We start from the raw sequence: 14659 nt of genomic DNA, 5'->3' as shown, positions 1-14659 counted from the left end.
TGTGCTGGTAATTTCGGAAAGTGACTATTCACATACATATGGAGTTAGTGACTATAAAGTTCGGCGGATAATCGGGCGAGCGCGTACTCCGAGGTATGTCATGACATACTTTCCTTCTCTTGCCCCGGACACTTGTCGTCCAGTCATCGAACTCCCGTGAACGCTTATACAGACATCCCTGTTCTTTCGTCTCAGTTCTTCGAGCGCTCAAGGACTTACTGACTTTGTTGCTCTTTGAGTTGCTTGAGTACTAGTTCTGGATTGGCAAGGCCAACCTGAACGATAGCATCGTGTAATTCGTAGGTTTTCGCGCGGAACATTGGATCGTATTCAAGTTCGAGACGCTTGATTTCGCGCTGGATCGCTCGCCGATTCCGTACTCGGAGTGTTATTTGCTCACTCATCATATCCCAATTTATGCCAGAAGAATATTGCTTATTGGTGTATTTATTAAATAGTCAATTTACCATATAGTCGACCACTGAAGAGACCTTCATCCGTATACCAGAGAATTTGTGTGGTAGTGGTGGTGAGCTTCGGTGCCTTCTCCGTATAATGCATTATACAAACTGGGGAACTGGTACTTAGGCGGCGGAGAATCCGAAGAACGGCCTATCGTGAGCGTAGGTCGTGCCATCTAAAGTCAAGTCTCCCGCCGTCGATGAGGGTGACGCGGTAGAGAACGCGTCTCGTTCATCGCTATTTCTACACACCTAGATAGATCGCGATTCCTCTTTCTGGCGATCACGGGTGAGTCGAATAACAGCTACTCTGTCTAAGATGAAATTTTGAGGTGTATACATAATCTTATGAACGATCTTGAACTACATGATACGAGATTAATGTATATGCGGATGGGTAGAGAATGGTTCGTATTCTCCACCCTCTCCCTTTCCTTTCACCACTCTGGCAAAGGAATAAATACGCGGAGTGAGAACACGCCAACCCTCAATGCTATACCTTCAGGAGAGCCAGACCTCTTTGGCTTCCTTCTTTAACCGCTAGTGTCGCTCCTCTAGATTTGTCGGTGTCCATCCTATAGTTCCCGAAGTCGTTGACAAACGGGAGGTCACTTTTTTGGAGTATTCTTCGTACTCTCGCGTTATTTCTGACTACTCTCTCATGAATATCCTTCGAGTGGGGCTCTCATAGGGAAGGGGTCGTTATCTCGGTGTGGAGTCCTCACAAGTATGTTCCACACTCCTCATTATGTCGACTGCAACAGATCCCTTATGATTGCGGTTGTAGACGGGCTCCACCAGATATTTACACTAATTACTAATAAGATATAATATGGTGGAATTAGATGAAAAGTCGCGGGAGATCATGCGCGTACTGGAGGATGCCCCCAATTCACGGGCGTCCACGAACGAGGTACGCCGAAAGCTCGGCTGCTCGAACCGAGCGGTCAATTACAGGTGGACGAAACTCGAAAACCACGGTCTGGTCGAGATCAACTATGATGATTCGCTCACGAAGGAGGGCGTCGCCCCGATGAAGGTTGGTGTCCTCACCGAGCGTGGACATCGCGAACTTGAGGAGGGTTTGGCCGTCACCGCCGAGCCGGAACTTGCCGACACCGACGCCCGCCTCGATCATCTAGAGAGCCGCCTTGACGATCTCGAAAAGGCACATGCGACCACACAACGAAATCTCGACGGACTAATCCGATATCTGAATGAGCATATTGTACCCATTGTGGCTGAGGCGGAGGACTGGATGAGCATGGGGAACGATGACGGCTAGGGCCCGCTGGACGAGTAGAACCAGCGCCGTAAACCCGACGCCTTCTACCGCGTGTTTGCGGGGGAGGTCAGGGCGTGACGAGAATACGGCAAAAAGCTCGGCAGATTTTCGTCCAAAGGGAGGATTTGGCTTGAAACACTTGTTGCATCAAGCTATTGAGCGGCACGTCAATCAGAGGTCACACTTCGGATAACAGTAGTCCGCCGATTAGGGTAGTTCCTCATCGTGGAGATCCGCACTTGGATTGGAGATATTGAACCTACGTTTGGGATACAGTGCGTCGTATCAGTCTGGTAGACCGCGTTTTGTGTGCGTAAAACCGTGATTTCTCCTTGCCAGTCAATGCGTATCCAGATCAGGTGGTCGCCGTGGACCTAATCCGACGGGATAGCAGCGGACGATTCGTTACGCCATCATCTATTTTGCCATTTCACTCGTGGCCTAATTCTGTCCGAAGGAATTCACGGAGATCCTCCTGACCAGTCTCTATCGAGACTGGCTCCATTCCCCCAATATTGTCGGACGCATACAAAGTGACCCGTCCGAAAGGTGCAGGTCCATTGACAGCGTCACAGATGCAGTCAATTTTATAGCTTTGGTCATCAACTACTATATCTGAATACTGTTCAACGATTGGCACTCCGATGCCGGGTTCCAGCGAAATTCGGAGCATAAGGCGATTTTCATCCCCCCATTGTGACATCTGCTTGTCGATCCCTATTGGGTCCGCCCCCGCCTCGATAAGCTCGTCGAGGAGTGACTCGAGCGGGGTCGTCTCCGTCGAATCTGGTGTCGGTTCTCGTTCCTCTGTAAGGAACGCGCGGATGTTTTCTACTCCATCTTTCAAGGGTACTTCAGGGGTTCCAAGTACCCCCGCAGAAAAAACCGGAATTCGACGGACGAAGTGGACATCCGTGTGTCCGATGCCGACATCTCCTGCCAGATACGTCTTTCCTTGATAGCTAACACGGCTTACTTCCGCGGCGTCCTCTTTGAGCGGACGTGTATCTCCCCATGTATGATAAAGGAGCGGCATCTTTCCGTCTGTAAGCTTCTTTTCCGGGATCGCGATGAGGCTGATCCCTTCAGTGTCAATCTTCTTCGTGAACTTCTCGAGTGGGATTCGGTCTGCCATGCGACATACTTGCGTTAGTGCTGAACGGATAAATACTATTGGATAAGAACAGTAATAAACACATATTGGCACCGATAAAAGCGCTAAATGACTCTAATACAGTAGATGAGCTGACCTCCTCTTCCTCGAGTCACAGTGCGGCAAGTCAAGCGACGAACAAAAATTCATTTTCACAAATATGTCAAAACTGTTCTAGACACAATGTTTATATTTTCCTTAGGGACTACGAATCGTGGGTGCCTCCGCATGGCGAACCTTGAGCCACTGGCTGCAAACTCACAGGGTTCTTCCGAATCACGACCGCACAGGCAGACATAGGCTCCTCGTTCGCGGGCGTTGCAAACCCACAGAGGTTCTTCTGAATCCCGCCACGTCGTCGAGTCCACACAGACCAACGCACTGCAAACCCAGAGGGGTTCTTCTGCATCACATTGTCAACCACAAGGGTAACGAGGTCACTCGTGAGTTGCAAACCTAAACGGTTCTTCTGAATCAACAGGGCCATTAGGTCGTACTCGAGGTTCTGAGCGCTGCAAGCCTACAGAGGTTCTTCTGAATCTTGCGGAAGTAGTCGGGATCGGACCGCATTTTCTCGCTGCAAGCCTAGAGTGGTCCGTCTGAATCGGGAGTGGGTCGCCGTTCGAGTTCCGAAGGACGGCGCTTCAAACCCACGGGTTCTTCTGAATCGCTTCGTCGACAAGCTGCTCGTGCTGACGCTTTCTGATGCTGCAAACCCACAAGGGCTCTTCTGAATCAACGGCCTCGCGTACCCAGCCCGACTTTGTATCGCCGCTGCAAACCCACAGGGGTTCTTCTGAATCAGTGTTTTCCCAAATAATGGCGCTGAAAAGTTTCGCTGCAAGCCCACAGGGGTTCTTCTGAATCCTTCGACGACTTTGCCTTCTTAAACTCCGGGTTCTACGCTGCAAATCCACAGGTTTCGTCTGAATCTCGATGTCTTCGACGTGAATCACAAACGGGACGCGGCTGCAAACCACAGGGTTCGTCTGAATCCCGCTCTCGCGTTGATCCGTGTCGTGGCCGTGTGCGCTGCAAACCCATAGGGGTTCGTCTGAATCTATCCCGAAACACCTCGAGATAGACCTCGGTGACCGAGCTGCAAGCCCACAGGGGTTCTTCTGAATCGCTGGCGAGGGACTGCTTCTCGAACCAGACCTCGACGCTGCAAACCTAGGGGATTTCTTCTGAATCTCGCGCTTGATCTGGGCTTCCGTCTTCCCATCCTTGCTGCAAGCCCATAGGGGTTCTTCTAGATCCCAAGGTCCGGTACACCAAGATCACCCTCAGTGGTGCTGCAAACCGACAAACGTTCTTCTAACTTTCTGCTCCTTGCCACCGACTTCATCTTCGATACGCTGGCTGCAAACCCAGAGGGGTTCTCCTGAATCGGATTTTGTACGGGAGAGTGAGGTATTCGGGGTCCGCGCTACAAACCCGGAGAGGTCCTTCTGAATCGTTTCAGGGTGGTACTTGAGCGCAGCTAGCCCGTTGCTGCAAACCCACAGGGGTTCGTCTGAATCGAGCGCGGCCGACCACTCGATCACGTACTGCACGACGCTACAAACCCACAAGGGTTCGTCTGAATCCGCGTCATCGATCTCGCTTGCGCCCTCGGAGTTGTCGCTGCAAACCCACAGGGGTTCGTCTGTATCTGTTTGATGATTTCCTGTTCGGTATCGTGATACGGGCTGCAAACCCACAGAGGTTCGTCTGAATCCGTCATCTGGACCGCCCCAGCAGTCGACCTGCAGGAGGCTGCAAACCCACAGGGGTTCTTCTAAATCAGTGGGTGTTTCGCCGCCGCGTTGCGCCGTTCCTCGCTGCAAGCCCATCGGGGTTCTTCTGAATCCTTGTCCCCGATCACAGACGACGTACTCTTGACCTCGCTGCAAGCCCACAGGGGTTCTTCTGGATCAACGACGGTGCCACAGGGGTTTAAAACGGTCCCTATACTCCAAACCCACACGGGTTCTTCTGAATCGTCTTCGATTTGGTCGCACTCATCTAAGATCACGACGCTGCAAACCCGCAGAGGTTCTTCTGAATCTGATCCTCATGGCTTCCTGTGTGCCATCCGCGTCTGGGCTGCAAACCCACAGGGATTCTTCTGAATCACTCTGTCCGCTCGAAATCGAGCTTCCGAACGACCATGCTGCAAGCCCACAGGAGTTCTTCTGAATCACGCTGTGAACACTGTCGGGGAACGAGGCCTCCTCGCTGCAAGTCCATAGGGGTTCTTCTGAATCTCTAATTGGATCGTTGTGCCGTTCTTCGCCCCGATGCTGCAAACCTAAGGAGTTCTTCCGAACCCGAGCGCCTCCACCCTATAAGGTTCTTCTGTATCTTGGGGAAGTAATCGGGGTCGGTCCGCATTTTCTCGCTGCAAACCTAGAGGGGGATTCTTCTGGACATCTTACACGCGAACAGCTCGAAGTTGGTTTCCGTGCTGCAAACCGACAGTGGTTCTTCTGGTACCGTGTTGAGGTCTTCCTCGGTAAATTCCTTTCCAGCGCTGCAAACCCACAGGGGGCTCTTCTGAATCCATTGATCCATCCAACCTGCTCCCGCTTCACAGCATGCTGCAAACCCATAGAGGTTCTTCTAAATTGCCAGCGGTCGCCTACCCACGACTTGCCGAACGGGACGCTGCAAACCTATAGGAGTCCTTCTGAATCGCGTGCTCGTCCGGCGTGAAACCGGTGAGTACGAACTGCAACCCAACAAGATTTTTCTGAATCTCGGTGAGTTCGTCGAACTTCTCGAGTGTCGGTCGCTCGCTGCAAACCCACAGTGGAGTTCTTCTGAATTGTTTTGGTTATTCCAGATCATTTGAAAGGCATGGTCACTGCAAACCGACAGGGGTTCTTCTGAACCTCGGACCGGCCGATCTGCGTGGGCAGTCGCGGACTAGAGCTGCAAACTCACAAGGGTTCTTCTTAATCTATCCGGTTTCGCAGTGGTCTGTCCCGTGGCCGTGCGCACTGCAAACCCGCGGGGTTCTTCTGAATCTTGGCAGATGCGACGTCTTGCGCGAGGGTGTCGATGCTGCAAACCCATAGAGTGTTCTTTTGTATCTCTCCTGTGGCCGTCGAGTGGTGCATGGCGGCCGCGCTGCAAACCCACAGGGATCTTCTGAATCGAAATGAAGCGGTCACGGCGCGCCTGTGTTCCGGGTATGCTGCAAACCGACAGCGGTTCTTCTGAATCTCAGCCCAGCGGAAGGGCTCGAAGTTGGTTTCAGTGCTTCAAACCAACAGAGGATCTTCTGAATATCGCGTCGCACAAGCCATTTTCCTCGTCCTCAATGTCGCTGCAAACCAGAGAGTGGTTCTTCTGAATTTCCGCCGACATGAATAGCTCCCGCCAGTCGAGCGTGCTGTAAACCCACAAGGGTTCGTCGGAATCTCGTGGCGGCCAGACGGCCGGGAAGTATCTCGGCAAGCTGCAAACCCACAAGGGTTCTTCTGAATCCGAGACAGCCAGATACGCGCGCCGTCCTTCTTGTCGCTGCAAACCCACAGGGGTTCTTCTGAATCCAGACGCGATCAAGCATCGTGTGGCCGCTGCCCGCGCTGCAAACCCACAGGGGTTCTTCTGAATCCGCCTGCACCTCGCCGGTCTCTGGATCGTACTCGACGCTGCAAACCCACAGGGGTTCTTCTGAATCCGCCTGCACCTCGCCGGTCTCTGGATCGTACTCGACGCTGCAAACCCACAGGGGTTCTTCTGAATCCGGAACTCCGGGTGCCAGTCGAGGATCGGCCAATGGATGCTGCAAACCCACAGGGGTTCTTCTGAATCCATATCTAATTCGGGTTTCTTCGGGATTAAAGCCGCCGATTTCAGCCGTCGATTTTCGTCGACCACGAATTCTGGCTCAGACTGTGGGGGTCGATGAACCCATCACAGCGAGAACCTATCAAGAAAAGTCGACCCAGAAGCCGTGAACCCACCTGAATCCAGATCGTACTGACCGACTGACCCGTGAGCGGCCAGTCGGATTGGAACTCCGGGTGCGCCAACCGGCTCCCCATCGATTCTGGGCAACTGGGTTACAGATTCAGTGTCTCCAGATGTAGAAACAGTCACACTCATTTCCATACATTCTCTGAGAAGGTTGTATGCCTGACCTGTATCTTCCGCTTCAAATGCTGCTCGGACCGAATCCACGAGCGAGTGGTCTGTGTCTGAAATGGGAAGGACGACATCCACAGTCTCATAGGGTGTGTTAATCAGTGACCGCTCTGCTAACGCATCCCAGTTACAGTTTTCAATGTATTGAACGAGTTCTTCATCGCCAAACGGTTCATCAATGAGGGCGTCATAATATTCTCGCACAACGTCGTTCATAGTTTCATCCGAAGTCCATGACGTCCAGTCTAGGTGGGAACATAGTATCGATGCGACCAGATGGAGGTGACCTCCTAACGACCGATAGACGGACTGGCTGGGAAGCGAATAGTCGTCTTCTGATGACCGGTCTTCATCGTACAATGCCCAGACGAGAACACGTCCACCATCTCGCCCCCACTCGAACGACCGATTACACCGCCCCGCAGCTTGGACGATGCTATCGAGCGGTGCGATGTCACGGTAGACTCGGCTAAAACTGAGATCCACTCCGGCTTCGATGGCCTGTGTCGCGATCAACACGATTGGAACGTCTGTCGTCGAGATGTTATCGAGTATCTTCATCAAAACGCGACGGTCGAATGGACGGTAGCGTGCGTTGAACGCGCCGAGAAAGACAGTATCCTGCATATTGGTGGCGGGAATCCAACGGCCATTGTTGTAGTTGAACCCCAGTTGTGTGAGGACTCCATAAGCGACGTCCGCCGGATCTGCTGTCGTTGGGTCAATGTCGTTGTGAACGAGGTACGACTGGAGAGCCTCACCGATGTTCGTTGTCGTATGTCTAGTCTCTTCGGCGACTTTGTGAACGTTGGTGAGCAGTTTTCGGCAGCTTGCAATCGTGTTGCAAACCGCCATCGCAGATTGTTGCTCTCCACCCGTGATATCGGAGATAATGTATCGTGCCGCCGATTCGTGGGATTTTGGTCCGTCCGAGTGGTCGGCTCCCAACCAGATGACTGAGGGGTCAAGCCGGTACGAGACGCGATTCAGATTTGTGAAGTACGTCTCGGGCGACTCGATAAGCGAAAAGCTCTCGAGATCCATGTCCGTGATGAGCGAGGGTTGCGTGGCCGTCGTTGAGATGACGGTCGCGTTGAACTCGTCGATAAGGACTGTGATGAGTTTCTGGATCGCAGGCCACCAATCGAGTGGAATCGCTTGTGGCTCGTCGAGGATGATGATGCTATCGGTGAGCGCGGGGATTTTTGTCGATTGCGTGTTCGACGCCCGCGTAAGAGATTCGAAAAGCTGGACGAACGTCGTGAGAACGGTTCCGGACTGCCAACTCTCTCCCAAGAGTGTAGCGAGCGACGAGTCGGATGACTGCGGCGGCGTATCCTCTGGGAGATCGTCCGGGTCGGGGAAGGTAATAGTATCCGCCAAATGGTGGTGGACTGTAAACGCGTTTCCGGATGGGTCAGCTCCCCAGACATCGGACTCGAACTCTTCACGCGTTTGCTCGATAATCGAGGTGAACGGCAGACAGTAGATAACGGATGGGTTATCCTCGCGCGTATTCCGGAGTTTGTAGGCTGTTGAGAGCACCGTGTACGTCTTTCCCAGACCCGTTGGAAGCGAGAGTGTAGCTAACTGTGTGGAACTGGAGAGAAACGCTTCGACGCGTGCCATAGATTCCTGTCTGGCGTCGCTTCGTTGCTTGTTGAGGCTGACCTGAAGTGGGTCGGTTGTCGCATCCTGAAGTTCATCGATATGTTCGTCGAGCGTTTCCAACGGGAGGTGTTCCCGGCGAAGTGATGGAGAATTCTCGTCGATGAGTCCCGCCGCATCTGTTTTGTCCGCAAATGTGAGTGTGCCCCAGAAGGAGAGGGCTCGCCCAAAGAAGTCGTCTGAAAGGCCAGTGGGGTCGGGAACACGTGTCCCGCCTTGCAAAAATTTGTTTGTTCCACTGTTAACGCTCGCTGTCGAGACGTTATCTCGGATATTTTCGTAGACCACTCCGGTCGTAATTGCGTGTTCAAGGTCGGACCACGAGACCGTTCCATCCGTCGCGGCGTCAAGCAGAGTGTCCGCGGCAGCGCTGGTATACTCGGAAATATTCTGGACTTGTGTGTCGAGATAGCTCCCTGAGTCGCCTGTCCGCTCCGTTTCCGCGACATTGAAGAGGTAGTTCGCGGTGTCTGGGAGAGTTCCGTGGTGCTTGGCGACAGCGAGGCAGGCAGCGAGTGCATCGGTCTCGTCTATTCCCATCTCCGTCAGCGCGTAGTAGACGGCGATAGCGCCCAAGCGAGCGTGGTTCTTCTCGTACTGATCACCCAAGAATTCTCTGTTGGGATGAATATACTGCTGAAATTCGTGTGTGACCTTCCCAAAATCGTGGAGACGTCCGATACAGTGATCGATAGTGCTGGTCCCCATCCGCCGCCCAACTCGGGCGAGGTGCGCGTCCAAATCTGTTCGGGGTGAGAGAATTTCACCCTCCTCGGACACTGGAGGGCGGGCGAGGATGGCAAACTGGCCATCATCCGTAGTAAGCATATCTCCTGCGTCGGACTTGCACCGATCTGAGGGCTCTCTCCCCACAGGAAGACAGCGACGAGGTCGTTAGTGGAAGATAACGGTTGTTCCGTCGATATCCACTGGTGTAATCTCGTCTGGACGGACAGTGAGCGTGTCGTCGGGCGAGTCGGTGAACGCGTAGTCGGCGAACGCTGTCGTTCGTCGACCAGTGTCGTTGGCTTCCATGAATGCCGGGACGTGTTCGTACTGTGCGGGCGTTCCCGTCGGGATGATGTAGTCGTTAGCGTTCGGGACGACAGAGTCGATCTCGATAGGTTCGTCAGGATCGAGTCGTTTAGGAGTGAGACACCCGTGGTACTTGATGGACGCGAGGAGTTCTGAGGCACCCATTGACGGAGGGTAGATGGATGTCCCGGCATCGAGATGGCTGACAAGGTCCGTCCAGAATTCAGTGTCTTCGACTGCCGCATAGACGGTGTACTTTGGGTCGATGAGATATTCGTACGAATCGAGTTGCCGATGAGTCATCGTGTCTGGATAGTACACCTTCGGCGATTTCTGTCCGGTGCCGCCCGCACTCTCGAACGTTTCGTCGGGGTTGGTTCCGACATCGTGTTTCGTGTGGGACAGCGTTTTCACCTCGAAATCGACCGTAATGGCAAGCGCCGAGTTGTCGGGCTGGAAGACATCGTAGTACGAATCGCGATCACGTCCAACGATGGCCGCCATAAGTCCGGCGAGTGTTGTTCGCGGAGGGACTCGGTACGTCGTTTTCGCGTCCACCGAGGCAACGCGACGGAAATGCCCGAGGTCACTTTCGACACTGAAGACAGCACACTCTGTTGGGACGCCATCGTCAGCGACAGTGGGAACACTTTGCTGGGACTGAGAGGGAGCGGGCGTGGACATGTTATGGCGCGGTCTCGTGGGCCTCTTCCATGATGGCGATATGCTCGACGGTCACTGTCTCAGGCAGTCGCTCGTTGAGGATGGTGGGGAGGTCAGCAGCCGTCCCGAGAACCTCTCCGCCTCCGTCGCTGATGTCGAGTTGGCGGTCCCCGCAGACGCGTACCTTCTCGATGGCATCGGCCCCGTGTTCGAGGTCTTGGATGAACCGAGAGACATCGAGGGTGACGTCGAAGACATCACGCATCTGCTCGTCAGGTTCGGACCGGTCGGAGTCGAGATCGAGCGTTCGGTGAAGGTTCCCGAGGTGATAGTGGTCGTCGGAGTACTCGACACGGACGTAGAGGCGTGGTTCTTGCCCGAGTTTCGCACGAGAGTCAGTCTGATTCTTGACGGCGCGCCAACACAGTGAGTCTAGGCGCTTGACGTCTTCTTGACTGAGGTCAACGGCCTGCCCGTTTTCTTCGTCGATAAGCGCATAGAATGGGAAGATGCCGTATTTGATGCGGTAGTCGTCGAGTTGGAAGCCACCCGTGTCTTTCTCATCACTCGTCGCGATGACGCTCGTAAGGTTGCTGAGTTCGTCGTTCGTCTGGACTTCGTTCAGCGAGCGCGCGGGCATGAACTGCACTGGACCTTTCTGATTGTCGGGGAACGCTTCGGTGAGGGCGTCGACGAGTTCCCCCTCGTTGGCTTTGAACGTGAATGCCGCTCCGAAATATCGAGCGTCCGTCGCAGTAGAGAAGAACTGATCGTGTGCTTCTTCCATCTCTGGGACATCTTCGGGGCTTTCAACATCTCCGAGGATGTCGAGTGCGAGTTCCCAGCGTGGTTTCGCTCCACGATCTTGCTCTTGTGGCTTGCGGACGTACACGTCGTGTCCGTCGGAGAGGAGTTGCCGACGGATGTACTGTTTGAGGCAAACGTCGGTGATACTGCAGGTGCCCGTATGGCGGTCGATACGTGGGCGGTTGTCGTCGCTGGGGTTTCCGTTGGGATTGCAGTCCTGTGCGTCGGTGACAAAGACGATTTCTGAACGGTTCTCGACGGGAGTGGATTCGTTCGTGGACATTGGTCTGGTTGGTGGAGTTGGTTAGTTAGCTTCGGCCTGTGCGTCGGTTTCGGTCTGGTCATCCCCGTTGGCCTCGAATGCCGTGGAAATGACTTGTTCGCCGTATGCTTCGCCTGCCGTGACGAAGAACTGGAATTGACTGCGCGGGAGGTCCCACTCACGCGGCTGCTTGAGCGTGAGCGCCTTCATCAACTCGTCCTTGATAGGGCGGGCGAGGCTCGTTCCGACATCGCTTTCTCGGGCGTATACCCCATCTTTCTCGACGAGGTCGGTAACAAGTGACTCGACGTCGACAGGTGCGAGTTGGTTGATAACGATATCATCCAAGATAGTATAGTTCATCCCGCGACCGCCGTACTCGGTGGGGAGGCTCTGATGCTGTGCAACGACGCCCAGATAAGCTCCGAAGAGGAACGCACCGCGAAGTTCGTCATTGGCTCGAAGCTCGTCTCTGGCGTCGAGGAAGTCGTTGAGTTGGTCCTCTATCGTCTCGTGAATTGACATAGGTGCGTAAGTTGGATTCCAGCCATCTTCTTCGTCATCTACGACGTTTGAGACGGCTGCTCGGCTGCTATCGAGCAACTCGGCTCTGTCGAGAGTGACGTACTGTGCGAACTGTGTCGCGACGGTTCGATGTGGGAAGCCACGTCCTGATCCCCCAGAGTTGTCGGACTGCCCATAATCCGTGTTCCGCTCCTCGACTAACCGTTCGACGTAATGGTCGAAGAGGATGGTTTCGTTGATTGGGGTGTCCGAGAGGACGCTGAACGTGACGTGCTCGATGATATCGTTATCACTCGACTCTTCGTCTTCACAGAACGTAGTCGTCGCGTACCAACCGCTTATAATGTCATCAACGAGCGCGTCCACGCCTCGCTGTGGATTAAGCGGCGTGCCAGAATCGCTTGTCGGCAGTCCACCATCGGTAAACAGTGGACTCTCCAGCACAGCTTGGTGAGCTTCCGCAACACGTGTGGGCGTGTGCATCGTCGTCCCGGGCGACGTATTGAAGACGCGGATATCACCCTGATTATTCTCGATGCTCATCACGTAGAATCGGAGTGCGTCGATATCCTCATCCGATCCATGTTCACGGATGGCGTCAGCAACGAACTTCATCGGATGTTTATCTGCCGACTGGTCCCGAAGTTGTGAGAGTGCGATGAACAACAACTCGGCCCGTTCTTGGGTAATACTAGTGAAATATGGGAGAGTGAAAACCCCGATTCCATTGCGGGTCGTCTTGCAGGCCTCAACGAACGCAGTCCCCGATTGAATGAGAAGTGCAGCTCGCGCCGAGATGGGATGTACACGCCATGCCTCCTTACGCTGGAAACTCGGGAAGTGCTCCGCATGTTGTACAGTGTACAGGTCCATCGGACCTCCTGCCGTCCCGAAGACGTCTGTCTCCTCGTTGGTGACTTGGCACGCTGCCGTTCCTTTTGACGGGTTGTCGACGTTCGATTCGGCGAGTTTTTCCTTTCGCCGCGCTTTCATCGCGTGGTTCAGGACGGGAATTTCGCCGGGATAATACCAGTCCGTCTGGTCAATATTACCGTGTTCGTCCAAATCAGCGGGGTCAAGGCGGAGCTTCACAGTCGAGGTGACAAGTGGCGATCCGTTATGGAAGCGTTCCAATTCCGACTCAATCGTCTCTCTAATATCGTCCTGTTGTCCGACCTCTCTCAACCCTCGAATAACCCACCCGTCAGGGTGTCCTGTCTCGGCGTCAGCTACGGACCCGACCGCCGGTTCTTTGTTTGTCTCATTAGTCCATCGGACAAGTCGGTCCATACAGTAGTCGACGACCGTATTGATCTCGGAGCCGCTTGATGAGCCACGGTGAGTTAGACTATGGTCAATTGCGGCTCCGGGCCAGTAATATGAATGACCTAACCGTGGGACTATGTCGCGACTGAGGTTCTGGTATTCGACCCCCTCGTACGTTGGCGTCTCACCGGTAAGGTCGACTTTGACTGCGACCAAGACACCGTCATCAGACTCGGATTCGTTGACAAACCGATCAAGTTCGGATGGGGTGAAGTAAATTCGTTCGACACCATACGTCGGCGTCTCGGAATCCTGCGCAGCTTTCTCGGCTTCGGCGAGGGCCCCGTACAGAGTTTGTATCTGTCTCAACCCTGTTATGGGAACGTCAGGTAGTTCCTCTTCGAAGACATCCACATCGAACGTGGGTTGTTGGTAAGATTTCGGTTGGGACATGAGTCAGTGAGTTACCTGTGAACCCCTCTCTGTTTTAACAGGCGAGGTGTGCTTCGTCTGTTCGACGTTCACAAACCCAAAACCGTGTTCTCGACGTTGTCCAATACCACAATCTAACGCCAAGTTGAGATGGTACCGATGCGTGTCGTCACGAACACGGTATCCGAGCGTCCATTTGGAAACGATAAGTGTCCGTTCGACACCCGTTGCAGGACTAAACGGAAGGGCGTATGTGATATCGTCCTTTATGGGTTCAATCGAAGACCATAGACGGTGATCGACTTCATATGGTCCCGGGCGTGTCTGGTCACCGAACCACTCGTGGGAGAGTTGCAACGAGTGACGGATGGAATCGCGGAGCGGACCCATTCCGTGATCTGGTCGCCAGAATGTGCGTGTTTCGGTCTCCCCAGATTCTATCTCGGTAGTATCAAGCCCGTATTCTTCAACTTGCTCCTTCGTAAGCCGACAGACCACACCGGTAACGGTTTCGAGCGTGCCTTCTGTTCCGGGTTCCCCCACGTCGGGGTTGTGAGCCGTAATATCCTCCAATTCGAACGGCATTTCTCCGATATTGAACTCTCGGTTCCGACTGAGGTCGGCAATGAGAGAATCCAAGAGTTCCCTCCGCGGAGAGGCAACAAGCACAGAGAGGCTGTCTCCTTCCTTGATGTCACCCCACGGATATGGTCCTGAGAACGCAAGCCCAACACCGCGACGACTCTCGTGATCCTCGTCGAACGATTCGTCCAGTGCTTGCCACAGACGCCCGCGTAGCTTGTGATGGTACGCGTTATCGTACACAGCGTCCGCGGTCGCGCGGAGATGTAATTGAAGACGCATCGTCAGTTCATAGAAGTAACGTCATTTCTAGCTAGCCTGTTGACCGGTTCGACGACCGCTATCTGTAATTCCCCGTATGACTTCTGGCGGCTCAAGGAAGC

7 protein-coding genes and 1 CRISPR repeat array are annotated in these 14659 nt (G+C 54.0%); of the genes, 1 reads left to right on the top strand and 6 read right to left on the bottom strand.

All coding sequences use genetic code 11. The features are described 5' to 3' along the window. Window positions 1–1293 precede the first annotated feature (1293 nt). Window positions 1294–1746, top strand: a complete 453-nt coding sequence (locus NDO75_RS03490; protein ID WP_310904708.1) for a helix-turn-helix domain-containing protein — start codon at window positions 1294–1296, stop codon at window positions 1744–1746. Window positions 1747–2176: 430 nt separating this feature from the next. Here NDO75_RS03490 and NDO75_RS03485 read toward each other — a convergent pair whose 3' ends face one another. From NDO75_RS03485 to NDO75_RS03460, 6 genes are all read right to left on the bottom strand, one after another. Then, window positions 2177–2881 carry a hypothetical protein gene (locus NDO75_RS03485; protein WP_310904707.1) on the bottom strand — a complete coding sequence of 235 codons (705 nt, stop codon included), beginning with the start codon at window positions 2879–2881 and terminating at the stop codon, window positions 2177–2179. Between the two features lie 3131 nt (window positions 2882–6012). Then, a CRISPR array of direct repeats spans window positions 6013–6704; the repeat unit is 31 nt; unit sequence GCTGCAAACCCACAGGGGTTCTTCTGAATCC. A gap of 101 nt (window positions 6705–6805) precedes the next feature. Next, complete coding sequence (locus tag NDO75_RS03480; RefSeq protein ID WP_310904706.1) at window positions 6806–9412, bottom strand: CRISPR-associated endonuclease Cas3''; 2607 nt, start codon at window positions 9410–9412, stop codon at window positions 6806–6808. 186 nt (window positions 9413–9598) lie between these two features. Then, on the bottom strand, window positions 9599–10423 hold the full coding sequence (cas5b, locus tag NDO75_RS03475; RefSeq protein ID WP_310904705.1) for a type I-B CRISPR-associated protein Cas5b: 825 nt from the start codon (window positions 10421–10423) through the stop codon (window positions 9599–9601). A gap of 1 nt (window position 10424) precedes the next feature. Further along, window positions 10425–11492, bottom strand: a complete 1068-nt coding sequence (gene cas7b, locus NDO75_RS03470) for a type I-B CRISPR-associated protein Cas7/Csh2 (RefSeq protein ID WP_310904704.1) — start codon at window positions 11490–11492, stop codon at window positions 10425–10427. Window positions 11493–11513: 21 nt separating this feature from the next. Beyond that, complete coding sequence (locus NDO75_RS03465; protein ID WP_310904703.1) at window positions 11514–13676, bottom strand: TM1802 family CRISPR-associated protein; 2163 nt, start codon at window positions 13674–13676, stop codon at window positions 11514–11516. A gap of 42 nt (window positions 13677–13718) precedes the next feature. Next, a complete protein-coding gene (locus tag NDO75_RS03460; RefSeq protein WP_310904702.1) occupies window positions 13719–14519 on the bottom strand; it encodes a CRISPR-associated endoribonuclease Cas6 in 801 nt (266 codons plus the stop codon). Window positions 14520–14659: the final 140 nt, after the last annotated feature.

It is taken from the genome of Natrinema sp. 1APR25-10V2 (assembly GCF_031626495.1).
In the GTDB taxonomy this organism is placed as follows: domain Archaea; phylum Halobacteriota; class Halobacteria; order Halobacteriales; family Natrialbaceae; genus Natrinema.
This window is presented reverse-complemented; position numbering and strand designations above follow the sequence as displayed.